General features: G+C 34.0%; 20 protein-coding genes and 4 pseudogenes. 15 read left to right on the forward strand and 9 right to left on the reverse strand.

Annotation, left to right across the window (positions count from 1 at the left end; genetic code table 11):
• Window positions 1–38 precede the first annotated feature (38 nt).
• Complete coding sequence (locus tag ACEVFT_RS00225) at window positions 39–548, reverse strand: ferritin (protein ID WP_009370301.1); 510 nt, start codon at window positions 546–548, stop codon at window positions 39–41.
• Window positions 549–750: 202 nt separating this feature from the next.
• On the reverse strand, window positions 751–1,512 hold the full coding sequence (locus ACEVFT_RS00230; RefSeq protein ID WP_205444099.1) for a TerC family protein: 762 nt from the start codon (window positions 1,510–1,512) through the stop codon (window positions 751–753).
• A 416-nt stretch (window positions 1,513–1,928) separates the two neighbouring features.
• On the opposite strand from ACEVFT_RS00230, the gene ACEVFT_RS00235 reads away from it, so the two are divergent.
• The 3 genes from ACEVFT_RS00235 to ACEVFT_RS00245 all read left to right on the forward strand — a co-directional run bounded on the left by ACEVFT_RS00235 (window position 1,929) and on the right by ACEVFT_RS00245 (window position 4,726).
• Window positions 1,929–3,689: an ABC transporter ATP-binding protein gene (locus ACEVFT_RS00235; protein WP_393947511.1), complete on the forward strand. Its 1,761-nt coding sequence runs from the start codon at window positions 1,929–1,931 to the stop codon at window positions 3,687–3,689.
• 146 nt (window positions 3,690–3,835) lie between these two features.
• Window positions 3,836–4,060 (forward strand): PepSY domain-containing protein, encoded by a 225-nt coding sequence (locus ACEVFT_RS00240; protein WP_393947513.1) that lies wholly within the window; start codon window positions 3,836–3,838, stop codon window positions 4,058–4,060.
• 246 nt (window positions 4,061–4,306) lie between these two features.
• Window positions 4,307–4,726, forward strand: coding sequence for an SRPBCC family protein (locus ACEVFT_RS00245; protein ID WP_393947514.1), 420 nt, complete (start codon window positions 4,307–4,309; stop codon window positions 4,724–4,726).
• Window positions 4,727–4,774: 48 nt separating this feature from the next.
• Here ACEVFT_RS00245 and ACEVFT_RS00250 read toward each other — a convergent pair whose 3' ends face one another.
• The 5 genes from ACEVFT_RS00250 to ACEVFT_RS00270 form a co-directional block, all read right to left on the reverse strand.
• Entirely contained in the window at window positions 4,775–6,244 is a 1,470-nt protein-coding gene (locus tag ACEVFT_RS00250; RefSeq protein WP_342440818.1) for a spore germination protein, read from the reverse strand.
• Entirely contained in the window at window positions 6,244–7,368 is a 1,125-nt protein-coding gene (locus tag ACEVFT_RS00255; protein WP_393947516.1) for a GerAB/ArcD/ProY family transporter, read from the reverse strand. Before ACEVFT_RS00255 ends, ACEVFT_RS00250 begins: the two co-directional genes overlap by 1 nt.
• A 148-nt stretch (window positions 7,369–7,516) precedes the next feature.
• Entirely contained in the window at window positions 7,517–8,407 is an 891-nt protein-coding gene (gene rsiV, locus ACEVFT_RS00260) for an anti-sigma-V factor RsiV (RefSeq protein ID WP_202341109.1), read from the reverse strand.
• Window positions 8,400–8,918 (reverse strand): RNA polymerase sigma factor SigV, encoded by a 519-nt coding sequence (locus ACEVFT_RS00265; RefSeq protein WP_004230723.1) that lies wholly within the window; start codon window positions 8,916–8,918, stop codon window positions 8,400–8,402. Before ACEVFT_RS00265 ends, rsiV begins: the two co-directional genes overlap by 8 nt.
• 154 nt (window positions 8,919–9,072) lie before the next feature.
• On the reverse strand, window positions 9,073–9,840 hold the full coding sequence (locus tag ACEVFT_RS00270; protein WP_393947518.1) for a sulfite exporter TauE/SafE family protein: 768 nt from the start codon (window positions 9,838–9,840) through the stop codon (window positions 9,073–9,075).
• Window positions 9,841–10,055: 215 nt separating this feature from the next.
• Between ACEVFT_RS00270 and ACEVFT_RS00275 the strand changes: the two genes are divergently transcribed.
• The 7 genes and pseudogenes from ACEVFT_RS00275 (at window position 10,056) to ACEVFT_RS00305 (ending at window position 16,324) form a co-directional block, all read left to right on the forward strand.
• Window positions 10,056–10,481, forward strand: a complete 426-nt coding sequence (locus tag ACEVFT_RS00275; protein ID WP_036077327.1) for a hypothetical protein — start codon at window positions 10,056–10,058, stop codon at window positions 10,479–10,481.
• 74 nt (window positions 10,482–10,555) lie between these two features.
• Window positions 10,556–11,548, forward strand: coding sequence for an LLM class flavin-dependent oxidoreductase (locus ACEVFT_RS00280; protein ID WP_205444087.1), 993 nt, complete (start codon window positions 10,556–10,558; stop codon window positions 11,546–11,548).
• Window positions 11,549–12,487: 939 nt separating this feature from the next.
• Entirely contained in the window at window positions 12,488–12,859 is a 372-nt protein-coding gene (locus tag ACEVFT_RS00285; RefSeq protein ID WP_205444086.1) for a VOC family protein, read from the forward strand.
• 336 nt (window positions 12,860–13,195) lie between these two features.
• Window positions 13,196–13,585: a GntR family transcriptional regulator gene (locus tag ACEVFT_RS00290; protein ID WP_004230719.1), complete on the forward strand. Its 390-nt coding sequence runs from the start codon at window positions 13,196–13,198 to the stop codon at window positions 13,583–13,585.
• Window positions 13,582–14,272: pseudogene (locus tag ACEVFT_RS00295) on the forward strand (ABC transporter ATP-binding protein). Before ACEVFT_RS00290 ends, ACEVFT_RS00295 begins: the two are co-directional and overlap by 4 nt.
• Window positions 14,269–15,096: a hypothetical protein gene (locus tag ACEVFT_RS00300; protein ID WP_393947521.1), complete on the forward strand. Its 828-nt coding sequence runs from the start codon at window positions 14,269–14,271 to the stop codon at window positions 15,094–15,096. The pseudogene ACEVFT_RS00295 and the gene ACEVFT_RS00300 overlap by 4 nt, the downstream one beginning before the upstream one ends.
• Window positions 15,097–15,109: 13 nt before the next feature.
• Window positions 15,110–16,324: a hypothetical protein gene (locus ACEVFT_RS00305; RefSeq protein WP_393947523.1), complete on the forward strand. Its 1,215-nt coding sequence runs from the start codon at window positions 15,110–15,112 to the stop codon at window positions 16,322–16,324.
• A gap of 100 nt (window positions 16,325–16,424) precedes the next feature.
• Here ACEVFT_RS00305 and ACEVFT_RS00310 read toward each other — a convergent pair.
• A pseudogene (locus ACEVFT_RS00310) lies at window positions 16,425–16,643 on the reverse strand (radical SAM/CxCxxxxC motif protein YfkAB); the annotation flags it as partial.
• A gap of 251 nt (window positions 16,644–16,894) precedes the next feature.
• On the opposite strand from ACEVFT_RS00310, the gene yfkAB reads away from it, so the two are divergent.
• From yfkAB to ACEVFT_RS00330, 4 genes and pseudogenes are all read left to right on the forward strand, one after another.
• On the forward strand, window positions 16,895–17,998 hold the full coding sequence (gene yfkAB, locus ACEVFT_RS00315) for a radical SAM/CxCxxxxC motif protein YfkAB (protein ID WP_393947524.1): 1,104 nt from the start codon (window positions 16,895–16,897) through the stop codon (window positions 17,996–17,998).
• A 203-nt stretch (window positions 17,999–18,201) separates the two neighbouring features.
• Window positions 18,202–20,130, forward strand: coding sequence for an AAA family ATPase (locus ACEVFT_RS00320; RefSeq protein WP_393947525.1), 1,929 nt, complete (start codon window positions 18,202–18,204; stop codon window positions 20,128–20,130).
• A gap of 983 nt (window positions 20,131–21,113) precedes the next feature.
• Window positions 21,114–21,212, forward strand: a pseudogene (locus ACEVFT_RS00325) (hypothetical protein); the annotation flags it as partial.
• The gene (locus tag ACEVFT_RS00330) at window positions 21,200–22,984 is read left to right on the forward strand and encodes an NACHT domain-containing protein (protein ID WP_393947527.1); all 1,785 of its coding nucleotides are present in this window, start codon (window positions 21,200–21,202) and stop codon (window positions 22,982–22,984) included. The pseudogene ACEVFT_RS00325 and the gene ACEVFT_RS00330, both read left to right, overlap by 13 nt.
• Window positions 22,985–23,527: 543 nt before the next feature.
• Here ACEVFT_RS00330 and ACEVFT_RS00335 read toward each other — a convergent pair.
• Window positions 23,528–23,788, reverse strand: a pseudogene (locus ACEVFT_RS00335) (radical SAM protein); the annotation flags it as partial.
• Between the two features lie 277 nt (window positions 23,789–24,065).
• On the opposite strand from ACEVFT_RS00335, the gene ACEVFT_RS00340 reads away from it, so the two are divergent.
• Window positions 24,066–24,770, forward strand: coding sequence for a YjjG family noncanonical pyrimidine nucleotidase (locus tag ACEVFT_RS00340; protein WP_205444080.1), 705 nt, complete (start codon window positions 24,066–24,068; stop codon window positions 24,768–24,770).
• Window positions 24,771–24,856: the final 86 nt, after the last annotated feature.

Raw genomic sequence — 24,856 nt, forward strand, 5'->3', positions numbered from 1 at the left:
AAAATCTGCCTTAATGGCAGATTTTTTTATAAGAAATATTACGCTTCCGCATCTGGTGTAAAAGTACGAGTTGCCAGTTCGGCATCTAGCATAAAGATAGCGTTTGAGTCAGTTTCGATACGCTCGATTTTACGAATTAATGTATCGAATGTAGACTCTTCTTCCACTTGCTCGTCAATGAACCATTTTAAAAAGGCCATTGTCGCATGCTCACGTTCATCTAAAGCAATGTCTGATAAATTGTAAATACGACGAGTTACTTCTTTTTCGTGTGATAGAGCCGTTTTAAAGGCATCTAAAATGGATTCGAAATGATTGCCTGGGCTTTCAAAACCTTGGATTGTCGCACGATAGCCCATATCACTTAGGAAATTATAAAATTTCATGGCATGGAAGCGTTCTTCTTCTGCTTGTACTAAAAAGAAGTTAGCGAAGCCATCATAATCTTGATCAGTGCAATAGGCTGCCATTGCCATATAGGCATGCGCAGAGTAGAATTCAAAATTCATTTGTTCATTAAGAGCTGTGTGTAGTTTTTCAGATAACATAAAAGTTTTCCTCCTTTTGCAGTAAATGACTTCTTTACTAGTATACAGTGTAGAGGTAGTAACATACAAAAAATTTAATTTTCAAGGCAATTTATGCAAAATTTAATTGATATTCGTTCTCAATTAGAAAATTCCTTCTTTTTAATTTTCAAGGAAGCTAAAAAATATCGCCCCGATCGTAATCGAAGCGAATTTTTCATCATTATTGTGCTTGTTTCTTTTGATTTTTGACACCGATTAAGTAGCCACCTAATGCGATAGCAACTAAGACAATCCAGAAAATAGCTTTCCAAATAGTAGAGTGGGGGAATTCGTGTGGAATCACACCTAATTTTTCATGTGCTAATGTTAATACAGCTAATTTTACACCCACCCAGCCAACGATTAGGAAGGCAGCTGTTTCCAGTGAAGGGAATTTATCAAGAACTTTCACGAACCAACGAGCCGCGAATCGCATCATGATGACCCCAATAATACCACCTAAGAACATAACGGCGAATTGTCCTGCATTAATACCACCGATATCAAAATCGCCGATATGTGGTAGCGTTACAGCAATAGCAACCGCTGCTAGGATAGAATCTACAGCGAACGCGATATCAGCAAGTTCCACTTTTACAACCGTCATCCAGAAGCCAGATTGTTTTTTCGGCTCTTGGATTTCTTCGGAGTTTTGGGATGCTTTCCGTGAATCATAAATATGCTTTATAGACATAAACAATAGATAAGCTGCACCTATTGCTTGGATTTGCCAGAAATTAACGAGTGTTGTAATAAGGAATAATGCGGCGAAACGGAAAACAAATGCCCCCACTAATCCATATAATAAAGCTTTTTGTTGTTGTGCTTTTGGTAAATGCTTTACCATAACTGCCATTACGACTGCGTTGTCTGCTGCTAACAAACCTTCTAATACAATTAATACGACGAGTACCCATGCGTATTCTAAAATAATTGCCTCCAAATTTGTTTCCTCCTTTAATTAATGAACAGAAATGAATGATTGCTTCTAACATATTCTTCCCAATTTTAAGCAAAAGAAAAAGACCCCTGCCTAAAAAATAGGCAAAGGTCTTGCTAAGCAATTTACTGTTCGTTGCACAGAATGTATTCTGTGAGACAAATTATGCCATCACACCCGATGGTAAGAAACCATGTAATGACGAATGTGAATCAGATGCTTCGATCGCATCTGCTAGCTACTCCCCTTTGACAATAAAGTCAAAAGCTATTCAATTCTTACTAACATAATAGCATGCAATAAAATGAAAGTAAATAAAAATATACTGCTATGGAGAAAAAATACTTTTCCGTTACGATTGCACAAATGGTACTATTAAAAGATAGGCGAAATTTTTACAACTTAGAAAGGGGACAAACATGTATAGAAAATTTTTTTCCTACTACAAGCCACATAAACGATTGTTTGTCATCGATTTTTCGAGTGCCATCATTGTAGCGATCTTAGAGCTTGCCTTTCCATTAGCTGTTCAGTGGTTTATCGATGAGTTATTGCCATCAGGCGATTGGGGCATGATTGTGAAAGTAAGTGTCTTATTACTGCTTGTTTATGCAATTAGTACATTCTTGAACTTTATCGTAAACTATTTAGGACATAAACTCGGCATTAACATTGAAACGGATATGCGACAGGAATTATTTACGCATGTACAAAGACAATCATTTCGTTTTTTTGATAATACAAAAACAGGTCATATTATGAGTCGCATTACCAATGACTTATTTGATATAGGTGAGTTTGCCCATCATGGACCAGAGGATTTATTTATTGCGATAATGACCTTTATTGGTGCCTTTGCTATTATGTTTAATGTGAACCCTACACTTGCTTTAATTGCAGTGATCATGGTGCCATTTTTAACTTGGCTTGTGACCTTTAGTAATGTCAAAATGAACAATGCATGGAAAACGATGTACGGCAAAATTGCTGATGTCAATGGGCGTGTAGAGGATAGTGTATCCGGTGTACGGGTTGTAAAATCCTTTACGAATGAAGCATTTGAAATAAGCCGATTCAAAGAACAAAATGGATTTTTCCGTGCGGCCAAACTATATGCCTATAAAATTATGGCTGGAACACACTCCAGTATTTACATGATGACACGCCTCTTAACACTAGTAGTGCTTGTTGTCGGTGCTTGGTTAAGCTTCAATGGAAAGCTGTCTTATGGTGAACTTGTAAGCTTTGTGCTATATACGAATGTCCTGATTAAGCCAATTGATAAAATTAGTGCTTTACTAGAGCTTTATCCGAAGGGAATGGCCGGCTTTAAGCGCTTCCGTGAATTAATTGAGCAGGAGCCAGAAATTCAAGACCGTGAGAATGCAAAGGTCATTAAACACTTAGATGGTGATATTGCATTTAATCATGTTGATTTTAATTACGATGCATCAAAACAAGTTTTACGTGATATATCATTTAATGTAAAAGCTGGACAAACGATTGCCTTTGTAGGGCCATCAGGTGCTGGTAAAACTACGATCTGCTCGTTAATTCCTCGATTTTATGAGGTGACAAATGGTGCTATTACGATTGATGGCATCGATATACGTAATATGACACAAGCGTCATTGCGTGCTCAAATTGGTATCGTACAGCAGGACGTCTTCTTATTTACAGGGACGATTCGCGAAAACATTGCCTATGGAAAATTAGACGCCAGTGAAGCAGAAATTCGAGAGGCAGCGAAAAAGGCTCATTTAGAGGCATTTATCGCAGAGCTACCAGATGGCTACGATACACAAATTGGCGAACGTGGCTTAAAATTATCAGGGGGGCAAAAGCAACGACTAGCGATTGCTCGTATGTTCCTAAAGAACCCACCGATCTTGATTTTAGACGAGGCAACATCTGCCTTAGATACGGAAACAGAGATGATTATTCAGCAATCATTAACAGAGCTAGCTGAAAATCGTACAACATTAGTTATTGCCCACCGATTGGCAACTATTCGCAATGCAGATCGCGTATTAGTTGTGACACCGAAAGGGATTGAAGAGGATGGTACTTATGACGAGCTTGTTGCTCAAAATGGTATCTTTGCCAAACTCCATCATATTCAATTTCGCAAAGGACAAACAGAACAAAGCGTTCAGAAAGATTTTGTGGAATTGACGTAAATGAAGGAAAGGGGAGATTGTTTTTAAAACAATTTCCCTTTTTTAGTTGGTTCCCTTAGTTACTTGTACTGGTTATGTTGTATCAAAAGCACACTATTTCCCTACAAGCATAATATAGGTTTATGTAGTAAGAGGGAGATGATTGAATGGTAATGCCATCGAATAATCAAAGGGTATCGCTTCAATATGCTATGCAAATTGCCATGCAAAGGGTGCCAGGTCAAATCATACATTATGGCATGGATATGGAAAATGGAACTTTAGTCTATGAAATATTTATTTTGACTGCTCAGAATAAGATTTACGAAGTAGAAATAAATGCAAAGACAGGCGTCATTCGGAAAATTGAGGAAGAGAATGATTTTGATTAATTGATTATAAATAAAGTAAATCCCAAGTACTCAAATTATTTGAACTTGGGTTTTTTTAATATGAAAAATCCAGAGTTTTGGTTAATTGCTCTAAAGTGATATTTCTGTGCTAATCAATTTTGTATGAAGTACAAATATAATCCTTACTTAGTGAAATTTGTGAATACATAGAAGGAATGTTAAGCAAGTAAATCGAATAGAACACAACAGTCCCACTATAAATCATGAAATAGTAGAGGTGAAGCAATGGATAACGAAAAAATCATCGGTCAAACGAAAAGTGTCGGCTTTCAAGTAGGAGTTAGAAGGACATTTCCAATCTCGCAGGAGCAAGCATGGGCGCTGATTACGACGGCAGAAGGGGTACATGCATGGTTGGGTGAAGGCACTGCAGTTATACTAGAGCCTGGGCACAAGTACCATTCAAAGACGGGGACAGGCGAAATTAGGATTGTTAAACCGTTAGAGCAGCTTCGATTGACTTGGCAAAAGGAAGAGTGGTCAAAACCTTCTACCATACAAATCCGTATTTTACCAAAAGAACGTAATAAAACGACCATTAGCTTTCATCAAGAACATCTTTCTGATCAGACAGTACGAGAAGAAATGAAAAATCATTGGGAAAGTGTACTGGACGCTATTAAAGAAAGGACACAAAATATTTGAGCGAACAAAAATAGCATCCCTATCAGCTTTGAAGGGATGCTATTGGTTTTAATTTTGGGAATCTTTGTTTTCATGCCCTTTTGATGTTCGTGTATAATCCTGAGGAGCAAGTGCTTTGTTGCGCTCTGTATAGCCCTTAGGTGATAAACGAAAGATGGATTTTTTAATGGTAGCCCAATTTAGATCTGTTGCCAGATTCATGTAAGAGTAACCGTATATTCGAATATTACTTAAGTAAAGCAGGGTCAGATATAAAGAAACAAAGAAGCCGAATAATCCAAAAAAGGCACTGGCAAAGATAAAGGCGACACGTAATATACTGACGGAAGTAACAAGTGACTGATTCACTAATGTAAACGAGGCAATCGTAGAAATAGCGATGACAACAATCATTTCAGGACTCGTTACGCCTGCTCGAATGGCTGCATCCCCGATAATTAATCCACCTACAACACTGATGGTTCCACCTATAACGGAGGGAAGACGCAAGCCTGCTTCACGAAACAATTCAAACATGAGCAACATTAGCAGCATTTCAAGCGAAGAGGGAAGCGGTAAGCCCGATTTTGCTTGCACAACGGTTGCGAGTAGTTGAAGCGGTAATTGATTTTGATGATAGGTTGTTAAGGCAAGCCAGAATGCAGGGAGTAATAACCCAATTAAAATACCGAATATCCTTAATAATCGCTCGAGTGAACTAAAGATAATAGGGTATTCATTATCCTCAGCCGATTTCAGCAATAGAAACAGATTAACAGGTGTAACGACGGCGTAGGCGACACCATCTACAAAAATGATAAATCGACCTCTTGCCAAGGCTTGAACCGCATAATCAGGGCGCCCTGTATAATCAAACTTCGGAAAAAGCTTGGAATTTTTATTCACCCGTTCCATCAATAAATCGCCACTAAAAACAATATCCGTATCGACGGCTGCAAGCTGCTTTTTGATTCCATGCAAAATATCCATATCCACAATATCATCAAAATAAAGAATGGCTACCGTAGTTTTCGATCGTTTTCCAAGCTCCATTTTTTCTACACAAAAAGAATTGGTCGGCAAGCGTTTTCGTATCAGTGCAATATTGACGCGAATATCTTCAATGAAATTATCCCTGGGTCCTTTAACAAGAACCTCCATGCGCGTTTCTTCAGGTTGACGATTTGGCTTTTGGGCAATATTACTCGCATACAAAAGATTGTCTTCATCAAAATACAACAACAAGAAGCCACTATAGACCAATGTAATCAGCTGTTCCTTGTCTTGGACTTTTTGAATACTCGGAACATGAAGATGCCTTGCAATATTCTCTTCAAAGGGAACCTCATCCAAATGATCATATAAATATTGAATACGTTGAATAATCACTTCATTAAGCATTTGTTGATCAATCATGGCATCACACGTAATAAAGTGTATTTTCTGCTGATTAAACATATATTCCTGAAATTGAATATCTGCTGATTTTTGAAATAATTTTCTGAGCGTACTAAGATCCAGCTGCTCTTGCTGAGGCATTACGATTCACCACTTTTCATGTCTTGTTTTTCAGTTTTCCCCTTTTTAGAAGATTTATCCGACAAGAAAGCTACGATAACGAAAAATATTGATAGCACAAAGAAAAAAATAAAAGTGGAAGTTAGTATATAATTTCCTTTTACCTTCAAAAATAAGCTTTCATTTAGCATAATTAATGGTAAACAAAGGATAAAGAAGGGAGGAGCAAGCATTTGCCATATACGCTTTGGATTTCCTGTCATTTTCAATAAATCTGCCACGATATATAACAGGAAACTTACGCGAATAAAGGTTCCTGTTAGCCATTGATAGATGGAGAAAAAGTCAAGATGCTCAATATAGCGACCGATTGTTACTAATCCCCATTCTTCATAGGCAGGATAGCGTTGCTTAGCCGCTTCATTTGGTCCAAATTCTGTAATGGCCCCAATTAATGGTCCTAACGTCAATCCTACTAAAATCGCCAGCATAATAGCAAAATGGTACCAGCGAATACGTTCCTTAAATTGATGCTGTAAAAATAGCAACATTAAAAGCTCAATAAACCCGGATGCAGGGAAAATCATGCCTCGCAATACAGGCTGGAATCCATGTTCAAAAAATGGACGCAATAATTCATAATCTTTTACCTGCATGTTCGTAAAGGCAACGAAAAAGCCAAAGATAACTACACCGAATAATACAAAAACGTTTAAAATGACAATTGTCTGTAAGCTAGTCGCCACAAGAAGAATACACAGAATGGTATAGATAAATAATAAGATGATCACAGGTGTTTGAGGTAAAAATGTAGTATTAACCCATTGCAGTGTTTCAATCATTGTAAAAGCTGCGATAATCATTAAAAAAATAGCAACTGTATAAATAACAATAGTAGAGCCAATTTTCCCGATTTTTGAATCAAGCCAATCTCGGATGGGCTCCTGTTTAGATTTCGATTGAATATATACTAATAAAAATAGCCAAAAGAAAATAATTCCTCCAGCAAACAATACAGATAGCCAGCCATCTCTTTTGGCCACATCTAGCAGTGGAGGAATAATGGTTACATGATTTTTTAAGCCAATAACAGTCATTGATAGGAAGATGACATGTAAAATACTGATTGATCCTACACTTTTCATGTTGAAAACCCTCTAACATAGATTGATACATATTAGCTTTGACAAAAAAAGTCGGCTTTATAAGCTGAAAATGGTATGGTTTCATGAAAAAATGAGGTATTGGATGACACCATCATCCAATACCTCATCATAGGAAACGTAAGCTAAATTAATGAATATATTTTGTGCTTACAAGATCTTCTTTTAAGACATCTGTTGGGATTTCAAACTCTACAACGCCCATATAGCCAGGTGCCACTTCATATTTATCAAAGGAAATCACAAGCTTGCCTTTATCAGAAATGTAGAATTGCTGATCAGGTTTAATGGCTGTAAATTCTTCCATTAACTCTTCATCGGCAAGGCCAGCACCCTTTACCCAGTAAACTTTATCTTGATTCGATTCAGCTATTTGTGTACGCATTTGTTCTTTAATATTTTCACTAATTGTTTCAATATAGTGCTGATCTTTAAAGAGCATTGGTAAAGTAATTAAAATTTCGTTTTCTTTATCGATCGTATCGTATTCCATCACCGTTGAAGACGAACCAACAGTATTTACAACATAACGGCCGATCGATAAAATTTGTTCATTATCAGTTTTGATTTCGAAACCACTATCAATACCTAAATGACCACCGCCATTTAATTTTAAATCGCCCACTTCTGCCATAAATTCATCGTAAAGTGTTTTACCTTCTGCACGATACTTTTCATTTAATGTATTCGCCAGATCTTGATTTTCTAAGTTTTCAATAGAAGGTACTTTAATGTTGGCATCATAAGTATCTTCAGCCACTTCATATTCTGTCCAAGTCAATACTTTTATCACACTACCAACCACGGGAATTTCTGAGAGTGTACGTGCCATTGCAGGACTTACATTTAAACCAGCTGTAAATAGCATGGCTGCAGCGGCAGATCCAAGGACCCATTGAGGTGTACGATTTTTTTTCTTTTTTTGACCTTGCTTAAGTGCTTTTTCAACCACGAAGTCTAGCTCTTTTGGAATCGGGACTTTCATATATTGTTTCTCTAACTCCTGTAATTTTTTATCCATGTGCAGTTTCTCCCTTCACATCTTCCAGTTGTATTTTCAATAGTTTTAATGCTTTATAAAGACGTGATTTGGCTGTACTCAACTTAATGTCGAGGATGTTCGCCACGTCAGCGAGTTTTAAATCCTCGAAATAATGGAGAATGACAACCTCTCGATACATTTGCGGGAGTTCATCCAACGCATGCTCCAAGTCAACATTCTCATAAACATCCTCTTGAGCAGGTGTTAAATATTGTAATGTATCATCATCTGTCACTTGTAAGCGTTTATGCTTACGTAAAAAATCTATGGCTGTACGGACAACTATTTTATAAAACCAGCTTTTCATATAGGTCACATTTTCAAGTCGATCTAATGAAAGCATGGCTTTTTGGATACTGTCTTGTACAACATCTAGTGCGTCCTGTTCATTTTTTGTATAGCTATACGCGAGCAAATAAAAACGCTCTTTTTGTTCTCGAATGAATTGGACAAACACCTCTTCATGTTGAAATGCATTTCTTGTTCTCATGTCCAAAGAAGCTCCTTTTTTAACATTGTCAAATTGTATACATTTACTAGACGTACGAGGAGAGGGAAAAAGTTGATGCCATGAAAAAAACTTACCCCAATTGAGATAAGTTTGATCGTTCTATAGTATTGGCATACGTTAGTATAACGGCTGATCATGAAAAATAGTCATATGTATTTTTCAAGAGTAATAGAATGGTCACAACGATAAATAATTTACGTACATAGCCACTGCCGCGTTTAATGGCAAATTTTGAACCAACTATGGCACCTGCAATTTGTGCTAGGCCCATTGGTAGACCATAGGCATAATTTATTTGTCCTAAGTATATAAACATAAGAAGGGCCGCTATATTACTGCCAAAATTTAAGAATTTAGCATTCCCCGCCGATTGTAAAAAATCAAAACCAACCATGAGAAAAGCAAACAGTAAAAATGAGCCTGTCCCGGGTCCTAAAAAGCCATCATAAAAGCCAATAAGCGTCATTACGATAACAAAAATAATAGAGCGTTTTGGCGTTAATTGTTTATAGGTAGTCATACTGCCCCAGTCTTTTTTAAAGATGGTATAGATGGCCACCGCTGCAAGCATAATCAGCATTAAGGGCTTCAATACACTTGGGTCCATTAAGTGGACAATCCAAGCACCAAGCATAGAACCAAAAAAGACAAAGGGAAATAGCTTATAGACGGCTTTAATATCTAGTTTACCAGAGCGATAAAATGTCACTGTGCTAGTAAGGGAACCCATCGTACCTGCCAATTTATTGGTTGCTACTGCAGCAGAGGGAGGAAGGCCAACAAACATAAGAGCTGGTAAAGAGATAAGCCCGCCTCCTCCAACCACTGAATCAATAAAGGCTGCTAAAAAACCGAAGAGGAGTAAGATTAATAAAATATTTACATCTAAATCAAAAGGCACAATAGGTCATCTCTTTTCTATCATAATAAACTGATAGTAGCGAAATGAGGGTGGGCTGTAAATACGCTTTCCATTATTTTTTGATAGAAGTAAATGAAGTGATTGAATAAAGGTTGATGATAATTTCTACATTATTCAAAAAATTTCTACTTGGAGTCATTATTTTGATGTATTATGTAAATGATGGTGTTTTTACGTAAAGGGGACGTGATGACATGAGTTTAGGAAATCATATACGCGTATTTCTCTGTGTTGTGTTTATGGGAGTACTTGTAGGGTATGTCTTTAATGCAAAAAAAGATATAACAGACCATGAGTATATTGATACCGTAAAGGAAGGTTATTTGGAGAATTTTTCGGATGTCACAGTTCGAAATGCATTTAATTACGCTTTTTTTGAACCTTACTGGCGCTATTATGAAGCGAAAACAGGGGAACAAGTTGTAGAATTATCAGGTGATATAACGTTTCAAGACGAAAAAGGACATGCTATCCTCCAATTTGTCGTGAACGAACAAACGCAGCAATTTTCTCTAGAGGCAATGAAATTTAAAGATGTCGTATTAAATCAGCAACAACAACAAAAGCTTGTTGGCATGGTCTATCACACATGGGAAAAGAAACAACTAGCTTATGAGTAAGGTTTTTTATTTTGTAAATCATCCAAACTGTATTACAGTAAAAGGGGGAGCTAGAGACAGAGAGGATGTTTTAAATGAGATTAAGTATGTTAGATCAAATGCCCATTCCAAAAGGTCATTCTGCAGAGGAAGCCTTCCAACGTACAGAACAACTAGCACTACTAGGTGAAGAACTTGGCTATCATCGAATGTGGCTAGCTGAACACCATAATAGTCAGTCATTGGCGAGTTCAGCTCCTGAAGTAACCGCTGCTTTTTTAGCTGCGAAAACAAAACGCCTACGCATTGGTACAGGTGGCGTCATGATGATGCATTATTCACCCTATAAGCTAGCAGAGGTTTTTAAAACATTGTCGGGACTAGCACCAAATCGTATTGATTTTGGTGTGGGTAGAGCTCCTGGCGGTGATCATGCAGCTATTTATGCATTGGCAGAGGGAAGACGACAACGCTTCACGGAACAGTATGATAAGCTCGAAATCATTTTAAAACTGATGAATAATCAAAAAACAGGTGAACATGTCTATGATCAAGTCGTTGCAGCTCCTGCTCATATTTCATTACCAGAGGCTTGGTTACTAGGCTCGAGTGGTCAGAGTGCAATGCATGCTGGACAATTGGGAGTAGGCTATTCGTATGCACAATTTTTCACTGGCAATATGTCAAAGGATATCTTTGATGCCTATAAAGCCTACTTCACACCTTCTTATTATATGGATAAACCACAAATCATTGTGACATATGCAGCAACCGTTGCCCCTACATTAGAAGAAGCGGAATATTTAGCTAAACCGATCGATATTTCTCGTCTTCAATTAATGAAAGGGCAAATCATTCAAACGATGTCACCTGAAGAAGCAAAGGATTATCCATTAACAGAAATGGATAAATTGACGATTGACAATAATCGCAAGGCGAATCTTGTTGGGACCCCACAAGACGTTGCTGCTTTTTTAAGCGCCGAGCAAGAACGCTATGGCTTTGATGAAGTGATGCTAAATTGCAATCAATATGAATTAGAAAGTCGTTTAAATACCTATAGATTCCTGGCAAAGGAATTAATATAGAAAAAATAAAGTTTGCTAAAAATCATCTCGTAATTATTCAACGAGGTGATTTTTTTATGTTTTATTTTGGTTTTAGAACAAATTGAATAAACCATTCCTAATTGCAAATAGATAGACAAAATAGAAAACCCGGAAATAAATTTCCGGGTCTGATTACCACTTACATTTTTTGCTCCATGACACACTGCCTCGCTTCCGCATAGGATCTTAAGATATTCCTAAGAAATCTGTACTTTAGCTTATTCAGCTTTGATGGTCCTTCTGAGTTATCGATCAATCGCACTCATCGGGTTAACCCTCCTAGTCATTGGATTTGAAGTGAAATCTTTAATAGTATAGATCAACTATTATTTTTTATACGTCCTGTGAACAAAAAAATTTGTTTTATTGTTAGTACGAAATAAATATAAAGTATCATGCATTAATTACCAGTTAACAAATCGCATGATTATTGAGAAGATGGGCGTAACGATAAATAAAGAATTTGGGGTAGTCTAATTGAAGAAAAAGATTTTTACAGGCATGTTGTACATGCTAATTGTAGTTGGAATGATCATTACCTTTTTTATTGTATATCAGGATATTGATCATTTACTTGCAGCAAAATTTGTATTTAGTTTTTTAATTTTCCTTCTTTTATTTTGTATTTTCTTCGTCTTGATATCTCTAATCAATATAAGAAAATTGAATAAAATAGATAAAAGAAAAAGGTTCTATCAATTCATGATTTGTTTTATTTTATATAGTAGTTGTAGCTAAATCATTTACTATGTAATAGAGCCATCAAAAATCGATTTTTATCAAATTGTATTTTGGTCAATGGCTTTTTCACTCGGCTTTACTTTATGTGATTTACTATTTTTTAAGAAGAAATAATAACAAAAATCTTAATAAAAAGTATACTTAATTTACCAAATTAACTTTTGTTGGAGGATTATGATGAAACTAGGTGCATTCTCTGTAAGTTTAAGTGTGAAGGATATTCACAAATCAAAATTATTTTACGAAAATCTGGAATTTGAAGTGATGATGGGTGATATAACGCAAAACTGGCTCATTATGAAAAATGAAGGTTGTGTCATTGGTTTATTCCAAGGAATGTTTGAAAAGAACCTTTTAACATTTAATCCAGGATGGAATGAAAATGCTGAGAATCTTCAGTCATTTACAGACATTCGAGCTATTCAAAAAGAGCTTAAAGCAAAGGGGATGTCATTATTATCTGAAGCAGATGAAACAAGCAATGGGCCAGCAAATCTTACAATTGAAGACCCTGATGGTAATATCATCCTTTTAGACCAGCACAGATGAAACGAAGTGATTCTATCTAAGAATCGATTTTTTATTGCTGATATCCCTATTAAAAATCATTCATTTTGACCTGCTGTAGTTAGTTTGAATAGTATTTTCTTATATCTTTCACAAATGGTTGTGATTTCCATAAAAATGATTGACTTAAAATGTGTATTAAGCATATAATACATTTCAAGAAGTGTATTAACTGTTTAATACGTTTTTTTAATGCCAGTGTATTAAGTGATTAATACACTGAAAAACAATATGTCCATGATAGGTGCAACCCATCATTATGCACACTGTGTATTAAGTGGTTAATACATGAATTTAATTTTTGAGGAGTTGAGTTAATTGACTATAAATTTTAATAATCGGGACCCGGTGTATGTCCAAGTGATTCGGCATTTGAAAGAACAAATTGCCAAGGGATTTTATGAGCCTGGCCAGGAAATTCCATCCAGAAGGGAATTAGCCAATCAGTTAAAGATTAACCCTAATACTGCACAACGAGCTTATAAGGAAATGGAGGAACAAGGATTGATTTTTACAGAGGGGAATATGCCTAGCTGCATTACAAAAGATGAAGCGGTACTTAAAAATGTCCGTGAGGAATTGATTATCGAAGCGGTTGACTTATTTTTAGGCTCTATTAAATCCATCGATGTGCCGTTAGCAGAAGTGTTGGAACTCGTAAAGAAAAAACATGATGCCGAAAGCGGAGAAGCGGAGGAATCGAAATGATTGAAGTAAAAAATGTGAAGAAGAAGTACGGCAGGAAACAGGTTTTAAAAGACTTTTCTTTTACTGCAGAAAAAGGGGAGATTACTTGTTTAATCGGGATAAATGGCGTAGGAAAGACGACAGTTATGAAAGCTATTATGGCGCTCACACCAATTAATAGCGGTGAAATTTTAATTGATGGAGAAAAAATCACAAAAAAAAAGTTTTGAAAAAATCACCTTCATCCCAGACACGATAACGATGTTGCCACAAATGAAAATCTGTGAAGCTTTTGCGTTCATGGCTGATTTTTATAAAAGCTGGAATCCTCAGAGGGCAGAAGATTTACTGCAATTTTTTAAACTTGATCCGACTGAACGAATTGCTAACTTATCGAAAGGAAATACAGCGAAAGTGAATATGCTACTAGGTTTGTCACTGGATGTCGATTACTTACTGATGGATGAACCATTCTCTGGTATTGATATTTTCTCTCGTGAACAGATTGCAGAAGTATTTACAAGCCATTTAATTGAAGAACGTGGTGTTATTATAACAACGCATGAAATTACTGATATTGAACATCTGATTGATAAAGCAGTCCTTATCGATGACGGGGCAGTATTGAGGGAATTTAGCGTGGAGGAAGTACGTGAGAATGAAGGGAAATCAGTTGTTGATGTGATGAGGGAGGTATATCGAGCATGAAAAACTATTTAAAACTTGTCAATTTTGAAGTAAATCGCTTTTTTAAATTGTATTTAATTTTAATTGGCTTGACCATTCTTAGTCAGCTTATTGGAGCATGGATCATCTCACAAACCTATATGAAAAATGCCAAACAGATGATGGCTGAAAAACAGTTATCTATGAACCAGTATAAGGAGCAATATGGGACTTTTTCTTTTGATCAATTCACTGATTCGGAATGGTTTCTGCTGCCAATCTTTTTATGTATCGCCATGCTGATGATTTATGTTTTCTTTATTTGGTATCGAGATTGGTTTGGTAAAAATACATTCATTTACAGATTATTAATGTTGCCAACAGAAAGAATGGTTATTTATTTTGCTAAATTAACAACCATTATGCTTCTGGTTCTTGGATTGATTGCCTTGCAAATATTGCTAATTTTGATGGAAAAACAAATTGTCAATAGCATGATACCAATAGATTTCCAATCAAATTTTTCAATTTATTCTAGTTCTACTCTAAATATGTGGAGGTGGCTGTATCCGACTACCTTTACAGAGTTTATCCTGGTATATGCAGTTGGGTTACTTTTCGTAGCAGTAATATTTACGGCCATTTTAATTGAGCGAAGTTATGGTTTAAAAGGTATTTTTGGTGCAATTTTTTATGGATTGTTGTCACTCGTTGTCTTTTATGCTCCAATCTTCTTCGTTAACTTCTATACAAACTATTTTTATCCACTTGAAATTTTCTTAATGGTAGTGGTAGCAAGCATGATCGTTTTAGGAAGTGCCATTTGGATTGCGAATCATTTACTAAAATATAAAATCAGGGTCTAGAGGAGGTATAACAATGAAAAAATATTGGAAAATAATATGTATTAGTATCTTAATCGTGGCAATAATCAGTTCTTACTATATCCAAAAAACAGCAATGGCTTCCAAAAATGATAGATCCTTTAAAATTGAAACGATCAGCGGAAACAAGGAAGAAATTGAAAATCTTATTCTACAAACAAGTTATAAGAGTAATGAATTTTATCATATGTTGTACATATCAAAGGATGGTTCCACAAATCCAAATAATCAGTCTTTTTTTAGAGATTTGATTGCCCCGAATGAGCCTATGATTCTTCGGAAATATATTGATGAACACCGTAATTTTATGCGAGGGAAAGAATTTGATCCAAGAAAATATTTTGAAGACAAAGCACGTTTGATTTACACAACGTTTCTAGATGATGGTCGAAAAGAAGCTAAAGGCAATGTATTGACTCTTCAAATCGATACACTTGATAAAAATACAAATGACAGTTCTTTCTTTAAAATCGATATACCAGTCCAACCAAGCTATGATTGGGTTATTGTGAATGACGTCTACGTAGGGAATGGAAAAATAAATATATTAACAACTAACTATTTATCAGCAAACTATCTTGTAAAAGGTAGGGAAGAGTTGCATATCTATACGATTGATGAAAACAGCAAGGAATTAGAAAGGGACTCCATCCTTGCAGAATTAGTGTCAGACGAAAGAGGCACATCCAATATCCGTATTTTTAATGAAAACAATACGATTCAAAACGAAAATTATTATTTATATATGGTGGAAAAATACAGTGATCGAAAAGAAGATATTGAACCAGAAGTTATCTCTAGTCAAATTTATCTTTATAACAATGCCAAGAATGAAGTAGAGGAATGGATTATTCCAGAAGAATTAAAACCCTATCGGAAGGCAATGCATATTCATGAAGAAACAATATTCATTCCTGTTTATTCAGCTAATGGTTTAACGCTGCATCGTTATCATATTGAAAAAAAACTGTGGGATAAACCTTTTACCCTTCAATATTCAAGCATTACGAGTGAGAAGGATGCTCCTTTTTTACGTATAACAGATGGTAAATTTTATTTAGTGTATCGAGTTTCTGACGGACAGTGGTTGTCTATCGTTGATTTAAAAACAGGTGAATTGATTTATGAAGGGAAAATCATCTCCGAAGACAAAAAAAATCAAGAGGCGGATTCCTCACTTACTATCGAACAATTATATACTACACATTAAAGAGCAGGTATAACCTACGATTTATCGCTCTATATGAAAAAAGAAACTCCATGTTGATCAGTCTTTGTTCAACATGGAGTTTCTCTATTTATAAATTAACTTATATGCGAGCAGAGCCACTTACAAATGCGGCATCTTGATAATACATGTTTTTTACTAGTACATTTGGCCCTAAGCATTTGACAGCTGGACAATGGCAGTTAAGCGATTTCGCCAAGTCAGTAGCCATCCATTTGTCAAAGATCAATGGTAGTTCATCATGTACAATATTGCCAAGGGCTGGTGTGTCACCAAAATCGGTAACGATTACATCGCCTGTTTACTGTAAATCGAAAACTAAAGGATATCACTTAACTCCTTGTAATTACAAAGCAACGCAAGAAATATTAATTGGAGAGAAGATAAAAGAGGATACGAATATAGTTGTCAGAAATAGAGCAGATGTAAACAAAATAATAAAAAAGATTCTAATAAAGAGTAAGTTCGATTTCGAGATAATTTATAATTAGATAACACTTTAAAAATTATTTTATCTGTGCGAAAATTATAAGCATGGAAAGGAAGTTTTTTATGTTTACAGTACAGAAAGCGCATGATGAATGGGAAAGTTACCATGACATTGATAGGTATGGGAAATTAACTTTATCAAATATTGAATTTACTACAACGCATTTATGTAATATGAGATGTTCGCATTGTGCAGTTGGCTACACATTATTAACGAAAGAATTACCAGCAATACCTGCAGAAGAAATTATTCGCAAGTTAGATGAGGTTAAAACTTTACGTACAATGAGTTTTACAGGTGGAGAACCTTTAATGACTAAAAAGGGTATAAAGGATAATTTGTTACCACTTTTGAAATATGCTAAGGGTAGGGGGATTAAGACGCAAATTAATTCGAACTTAACTTTACCTATGTCTCATTACGAATTAATTGCTCCTTATCTAGATGTTATGCACATATCGCATAACTGGTGTGACGAAAAAGAATTTGTTGAAACAGGCTTCGCTATGATGGACAAGAAACCGTCAATTGAATATAGAGGGAATTTATACCGTAATATTTTCGACAATGCTAGGGAACTTTCAAAAGGTGGAATGTTTGTATCTGCTGAAACAATGTTAAATCGTAACACTGTCCCACATATGGAGAAAATTCATAATGAAGTAGCTAATGAAATGTTATGTAAGCGTCATGAGATTCATCCTATGTATGCCAGTGACTTCGCTGAAAATTTAGAAGTTATCAGTTTGGATGAATACAGAAAAGTCGTGAATGAAATTCTTGATTATAGAAATAAAGACATATGGGTATTGTTCGGTACATTGCCATTTTACCCTTGTAGTCAAGATGAGCGAGATTTAGCGTTAATCAAGCGAATCAATAATGAACATAATATAACAATCAGAAATGATGTTGATGGACGATCAAGAATGAATTTAAATATTTTCACAGGGGATATATCGGTTACAGATTTTTCGGATGATGGTTCGGCTTTCGGAAATATTAAAAATGAATCATTACCTCAAATTTACGAGCGATGGTTAGATTCAAATATTTCTAAATCAATTAATTGTCACTGTCCAGCAGTAAAATGTTTAGGTGCAAATGTAATTGTAAAGAATATGTATTATCCTGATAAAACATTTATTAGTGGTTCAGTTAAATAATGATATTGAAGACCTCCTTTGGAATAACCATTGGAGGTTTTTTCGCGATATATATTATATAATTTTTTACTGCTAGAACAGACCAAGTAGTATAAACTGTGGTCTGTTTTTATATTAATTACAGATATTTATCCTTTTTCCTCATTTATCCTGTATAATTTATTTATTGTAATTATCTAACAATAAAGGGGATATGGATTAATATGAAGTTGCATTCTATTTGTATTGAAGGTTTTCGTAGGCATACAAAAACAGAAATTCTATTTTCAGACACTACTTTTTTGATAGGATCTAATAATGTTGGTAAAAGTTCAATTTTAAAAGCTTTAGATTATTTACTGACAGATAAGAAAAAGATTCCGGAGCATGATTATTTTTGTATTTTAAATGAAAATAAAGAAAATCAAAGATTAACGGATGAAGTTGTAATTACTGCTGAATTTAGAGACGTACCCATTGAATCTTTAGAATGGAAAGGGTTTAATAGACAACGTTTATTTGAGTATGACGTTCCTGAAGATTCTAATGAAACAGGCTATAAAATCTATTATCGTAAAACATATAAATTAGACTTACAGGCCCCTATAATAGAAATGCAACAATATAAACTCGAATTGAAAGCACAATTTTTAACTTGTAGTAAAGTTCAAGATTACATAGATGCTGGTTTAAGTGAAGAAGATGCTGAGAAGTTTTTCATTGGTAAAGCCAAAACTCAAAAAGTTACAGATAATATGTTAAAAGAACTAGAAGATATTGCTCCTGAACAGTTGTTTGATGCTGATAAAAGTGAAACTATATGGTTTGTAAATCCAGGAGGAATTTCTGTTAATGTATTAACTAAATTGCCTAAATTTCTGCTAATACCTGACCAAGCTAAAACTGAGGAACTTTCAGGAAACAAAGGAGCTTTGATAACAACCTTGAATAGTTTATTTGAAGATGTAAGAAACTCATCTTCAAATTTCGAAAAAGCACAATATTATTTGGAGGAATTAGCAAAAGAGTTAGATCCTAATGATGAAGAAAGTGAATTCGCTCAATTGCTTTCTGGACTGAATAAGGTGGTTGGTGATGTATTTCCAGAGACAACTTTCCTTGCTCAAGCAAACCTTTCTAATCCTGATGAAGTTATAACTCCTAAATTTGATATTCAGTTAGGAAGTAATGTAAATACTAGTGTTGATAATCAAGGTGCTGGTGTTATTAGATCTTCAATTTTTGCAATGTTAAGATATAGAAGTATGAGGGAAAATAATCTTAAACGACATAATAATGAGTATGTGAGACCTTTATTAATTGCCTTTGAAGAACCAGAGATTTATTTACATCCTAAAGCTTCTCAACAAATGAGAGATACTATTTATGAATTGTCATCTGATCTTAATAATCAAATTGTAGCGACTACTCACTCTCCTTATATGATTGATTTAAGTAAAAATTCGTCTCAAGTTTTAAATTCTCTTTATACAGTAAGATCAAAGTATAAAGAAACAGATTTCTTTATAGATAAAGTAATGGCAAATCCTTTTAATGTAGGTCAAGCATTTAAAGAATTGGTAAGTGATGACAAAAGTTATGTTAAAATGCTACTAAAAGTTGATGATAGTATTGCGAAGGTATTTTTTGCAAAAAATGTTCTGATTATAGAAGGAGATACTGAGGAAGTTGTTATTAAAGAAACTATCTCAAGAATGCCTGAAGAATTAAGAAAAATAATCTCATATGATTGGGAAATTGTAAAAGCTAGAGGTAAGGCAATAATTATTTCCCTAGTGAAATATCTTAGAGCCTTAGGAATTAATCCTTATGTTATTCATGATAGGGATATTAATACGCCAAGGGCATCTCAATTTAATGATCCTATACTTGAAGCCTTGGGTGATGAAAATAAACATAAGAGAATAATGTTAGAAGAGTGTATAGAAGATATTTTAGGATATGATTCACCAAGTCGTGATAAACCTTTTAAAGCCTATAAACATATTACTGATAATTGGGATGATAACTGGGATAGTGTAAATTTACAGTGGAAAAATATAATCGGAGAATTATTAACTTCTAGCGTTCAAGTTGAAGAATTCATGGAAGTTGCTGCTACCATAGAAGGTTTCTTTAAGGAACAGGAATGACTTAATAGTCATTCCTGTTTGTTTTTTTGCCGGATCAAGTTAAGAACCACTTTCTTCCCCAAAAATCATAAAAATGAACTTCGGTGCATTAAAAAGATTCAATTTAGGGGTGCTTTAAAATTTTAGCTAGATGGCGTTGGAGAGATACGCTTAAAAGTTAGAATTTGTACCCTTTCTATCAACAAACTTACTTACTTAGCTTTCCAAATTCGTCAGGCGTAATATTTTTATGCTCGTACTTTATTACACTATAATTTGTGAAGTTTTCACCAAGAAATGGAAAGGTAATATGTATTAGTTTATAAGGCGGTTTATTCTGAAATCAGTTTCAGCATTAACTTCTAGTGCATCCTTGAGTGTCACTAAATAAAACACAAACTAATCAGATTTTTCTCAAGTTCTAACGGGTGCTTTAATTGAATATTCCCATCCCGAAATAATCAAACTTTTTTATAAAAACCAAATAGATAAATAAAGAACCAACTGTTTTGATCAAACTTTGTTTCAAAACAGATGGTTTCTTTCTGTCTAGGTATTGGAATAGTGTGAGCCTGAATTATTAAAGGATCACGAGTAGTCTTATATCTTTGTTGTGCTTTTTTATCGGAGCAAAATTATAAAGCGTCAAATAATTCCCTCATTTCCTAGCATGTAATTATTTGGTGCTTATTAGTTAAAACAAAAAGTATCATATAAATATAAATACTAGGAGTTGATTGATTTTAAATGGGACTTAGTTCGTTTAAGAGTTATAGGTTAGTTTAACTTTTATTAAGACAAACGTCAAAGGTTGAGTGTGAAGAAATATATAATATAGAAAAAATTGCAACTAATTTATATAATAGTTTTAGATTAAAAGAGTAATGAGAAGGTTAATTGGATGTAATTGTAAATAGAATAATATTAGAGAAGGAAGAGGATAAGAGCAATTACAGTGAAGACAGAGAAAAATAGACAGCATGACAGCATGACAGCATTATGTACCGAAGTTTTATTTAAGGTATTTTTCTGATTTAGAAAAAGCTATAAATGCATTCAATATTACTAATTATTTTTATGAGGTGATTAAATGGAACCAATGACAACTACGGTTATTACAACTGTTATAGCAGAACTTTCCAAATCTTTGGTTGTTGATCTTTTCAATGGTGCTAAATCAATCTGGGGGAAATCAGATATAGCTCGACAAACGGAGTTAGAAAATGAATTTGAAGGATATTTAAATTACTCTTATGAAAAAAATACAAAAATAAAAACGTTAATTTATAAAAATGTTTCGAAAGATTTAAAATCTTTTTATGAACCTTTAAATATTCGATTTGAGGAAATAGTATATAATACAACTAAAATTGAAGAATTAATTAACTCTTTGGGTAATCGTATTATAGTCTCAGGAATTGGTGGAATGGGGAAGAGTACACTAATGAGATACTTATTTTTAACTTGTATTGAAGAAAAGTATGCTTTGCCACTTTTTGTAGAATTTAGAGAGTTTGAAAAAAAATTCAAAAAGAATACTAATTATAATTTTGAAGAATATTTATATGACTACACTCAACTTTATGGATTGAATATCTCCAAAGAGGTATTTGACTTTGCCTTAAAACAAGGAAATGTTATCTTATTACTTGACGGTTTTGATGAGTTAGATAGAAATACTGCGGGATTTCTAGAAACTGAGATTAAAGATTTTAGTATTAAATATGATAATTGTAAGATAGTTGTATCCTCAAGACCTTCTGTAGAATTTCAAAATTGGCACTCATTTATCGAAACTGATATTTGTACGCTATCTAAGAGTCAATCGATTTCATTGATTAATAAGTTAGATTTAGATGATCAAAATTTAAAAGAACAATTTATTACAGTCCTTGAAGGGAACTTATATGATACATATACAGAATTTGCTTCTGTACCATTATTATTAACTATAATGTTAGTCACATATAAAGATAATGCAAGCATTCCAAAAAATTTACATGATTTTTATGATAAAGCTTTTAATACTTTATTCTATCAACATGATGCTTCTAAAGGTTCGTATCAAAGGGAAATTATTTGTAATTTAAATAGAGAAGGATTCAAAGATGTTCTAACTTTCTTTTCTTTTAATTCATATTATAATAATGATTATGATTTTACAGAAGAAGAATTATTGATATATTTATCTAATTCTTTAAAGAAATTAGGGTATGGTGGGATTGATCCTATAAAATATTTAAATGATTTAGAAAAAAGTGTATGTTTATTGATTAAAGAAGGTAGTCAATTTAAATTCATTCACAGATCTTTTCAGGAATATTTCGCAGCATTATATTTAACTAATCAAGATGATGAAGTTCAAACAAAGGTCATTAAATCCTTTATAGAAAAAAGGAAGGGAACATTTTTAAGGGAAATCACATTTATAAATACATTTAAGTTTTCACAGCCGTCGAGATATGAGGTTAATGTATTATATCAACTAAGTAAGGAGTATAAAAATAAGCCCCTTAGGGATTTATATGAAGCCATATATACGGAAGTGACTATTAATGATTCAAAGCAGAAAGTGTCAATAGATAGGTTTGTGAATGTGGATAATATGGAAATGTTTTTTGTGTATAAAGAGTTTAGAAAACAAAAAGGTTATATTCACAATGATATATCTCAAGAGGAAATGGCAATAAAGTTAAAACAAAGAGAATATACAAGAGATAATAGAATTATTTTAAGTAAACTATCTGATGAACATTTTATTGATTTATTATCAATAATAGAGCCCTCTTTTATGATTAAAAATCTACATGATTGGATAAAGAATTATAATCAAAATAAAAGCAGCGATTTAGCAAGTTATTTAGGGTTAATCTAGGTTAGAGAGACTACTTTAATTACATCTTTAAAAAGGATAGACCACATTAAGATATTGCACAATAAGCTCAACTAATCTGTTTAGTTGAGTTTTATTTTTTTATATAAAGTTATAGATTAAAAGAGTATTGAGAAGGAAGACTAAGGTAGCAGCTATTATTCAAGAAATTTTGAAAACAAAATCTCAGGTCATAATAAATCACTTAACACTTTATATTTTTAAGTGTTTTTTTATTTTGCTCAATACAATTTATTTTCACAAATGGTTTAATTTATCAACGTTTTCAATGATGTGAGAAAGTAACTGGACTGGCCGATATTCTGATTAATAAAATCAATCGAATTTTACAATTAAGAAATTAATCAGGGAGTAAAATAGTGAATTAATGAATTTTGTGCATGAGGGTTTTAATTGATTCTTGCGGATAATCAAAGTGAGAGAAGGAGAAATTACTTTGTAAATTCGCTATACGATTAGTGAAATCCTTGAGTTTTCAAGAAATTGGCGAATTTTTTGCTCAAGTAAAACTATTTATAGGTTTAACAAAAGAGTTTCCCCACCAGTAATGCTGAGTGTTTTTAAATGGGGTATTTCATCTAAGCGTTTTAGAATTATTTCAATTGGTAATGCCTCAGGGTCTTTATTTTGTAATGTATAGCCTACTGCACAGTGTGCGCAGCGCATATTACAAAGTGTTGTTGTTGTAAATTCAATATTAGAGAGCGTCATATGTCCATGTTGTTCCACATCTAAATAAGCTTCCCATGGATCAAAGACAGGCGTTATTTTTTGTAGGGTTGTCATCTTTCGTACATCTTCCTTTCTAGCATTCTATTGTCTCATATTCATCAATATTTTCAAATATGAAATTGCATAACGGGCTATTTTAGGTCTAGACGAATATTTTTTTACCCAATATAGGAAAAAGTTCCTCTGTTTCAATGGACTGATAAACATGTATATAAAGCGCATACATGTCCTAATATTCTGTCATAGGACATTTTACTGTTATTTTTTATAAAACACGTTATCATAATATAGAGTAAATAGTCACAATGCATCGAAGAAAGTGGGAATGAACATGACGAAATATGAGATATTATTGTTTGACGTAGATGATACATTGCTAGATTTTGATTTAGCTGAAAATGCAGCACTTGACCGCATGTTTAAAGAGGAAAAGATAGCAACTACACCCGAGATGATTGCGCGCTACAAAGAAATTAATGAATCGATGTGGCGAGCATTTGAGCGTGGGGAAGTGACAAAAAATACACTACATAATACAAGATTTGCGGTTGCTTTAAAAGAATTTGGGATGGAGGTCGATGGCGTCTATTTTGAATCTTTATTCCAAAAATACTTACAGGAAGCACATCATTATGTAGAGGGGGCTTATGAAGTTATCGCTCAACTAGCTAATCACTATCATTTGTATGTCGTATCAAATGGCGTAACGCTGACACAGAATAAACGACTAGTGGATGCTGATTTAGCGCAATATTTTAAAGGCATCTTTATCTCCGAGCAAACGGGCTATCAAAAACCAATGCCTGCCTTTTTTGATTATGTATTTGAACGCATTGAGCATTTTGATAAAGCGAAAACGCTTATTGTCGGCGATTCTTTGACATCAGACATAAAAGGCGGATTGCTGTCAGGTATCGATACATGCTGGTTTAACATCCGCAATATTGAAAATACGAGTGGTATTGAACCGCATTATGAAATTAAAAAATTACATGAACTACATGAGCTATTGCATACTAAAATAGCACTCTATTAAGAAATAAGGCACTTTCTTTGTTCCATGAGCAGAGGAGGTGTTTTTTTATGTTTTTGCCGCTAGTAAAATTTAATTTTGGATATCTA

Source organism: Lysinibacillus sp. PWR01 (assembly GCF_043359455.1).
Lineage (GTDB): Bacteria > Bacillota > Bacilli > Bacillales_A > Planococcaceae > Lysinibacillus > Lysinibacillus fusiformis_F.

Excerpts from the sequence above, each read along its gene's own strand:
- ACEVFT_RS00240 (WP_393947513.1), top strand. The coding sequence starts at position 3,836 with ATGGTAATGCCATCGAATAATCAAAGGGTATCGCTTCAATATGCTATG.
- ACEVFT_RS00235 (WP_393947511.1), top strand. The coding sequence starts at position 1,929 with ATGTATAGAAAATTTTTTTCCTACTACAAGCCACATAAACGATTGTTT.
- ACEVFT_RS00225 (WP_009370301.1), bottom strand. The coding sequence starts at position 548 with ATGTTATCTGAAAAACTACACACAGCTCTTAATGAACAAATGAATTTT.
- ACEVFT_RS00245 (WP_393947514.1), top strand. The coding sequence starts at position 4,307 with ATGGATAACGAAAAAATCATCGGTCAAACGAAAAGTGTCGGCTTTCAA.
- ACEVFT_RS00305 (WP_393947523.1), top strand. The coding sequence starts at position 15,110 with ATGAAAAAATATTGGAAAATAATATGTATTAGTATCTTAATCGTGGCA.
- ACEVFT_RS00265 (WP_004230723.1), bottom strand. The coding sequence starts at position 8,918 with ATGAGAACAAGAAATGCATTTCAACATGAAGAGGTGTTTGTCCAATTC.
- yfkAB (WP_393947524.1), top strand. The coding sequence starts at position 16,895 with ATGTTTACAGTACAGAAAGCGCATGATGAATGGGAAAGTTACCATGAC.
- ACEVFT_RS00280 (WP_205444087.1), top strand. The coding sequence starts at position 10,556 with ATGAGATTAAGTATGTTAGATCAAATGCCCATTCCAAAAGGTCATTCT.
- ACEVFT_RS00340 (WP_205444080.1), top strand. The coding sequence starts at position 24,066 with ATGACGAAATATGAGATATTATTGTTTGACGTAGATGATACATTGCTA.
- ACEVFT_RS00275 (WP_036077327.1), top strand. The coding sequence starts at position 10,056 with ATGAGTTTAGGAAATCATATACGCGTATTTCTCTGTGTTGTGTTTATG.
- ACEVFT_RS00330 (WP_393947527.1), top strand. The coding sequence starts at position 21,200 with ATGGAACCAATGACAACTACGGTTATTACAACTGTTATAGCAGAACTT.
- rsiV (WP_202341109.1), bottom strand. The coding sequence starts at position 8,407 with ATGGATAAAAAATTACAGGAGTTAGAGAAACAATATATGAAAGTCCCG.
- ACEVFT_RS00250 (WP_342440818.1), bottom strand. The coding sequence starts at position 6,244 with ATGCCTCAGCAAGAGCAGCTGGATCTTAGTACGCTCAGAAAATTATTT.
- ACEVFT_RS00300 (WP_393947521.1), top strand. The coding sequence starts at position 14,269 with ATGAAAAACTATTTAAAACTTGTCAATTTTGAAGTAAATCGCTTTTTT.
- ACEVFT_RS00255 (WP_393947516.1), bottom strand. The coding sequence starts at position 7,368 with ATGAAAAGTGTAGGATCAATCAGTATTTTACATGTCATCTTCCTATCA.
- ACEVFT_RS00285 (WP_205444086.1), top strand. The coding sequence starts at position 12,488 with ATGAAACTAGGTGCATTCTCTGTAAGTTTAAGTGTGAAGGATATTCAC.
- ACEVFT_RS00320 (WP_393947525.1), top strand. The coding sequence starts at position 18,202 with ATGAAGTTGCATTCTATTTGTATTGAAGGTTTTCGTAGGCATACAAAA.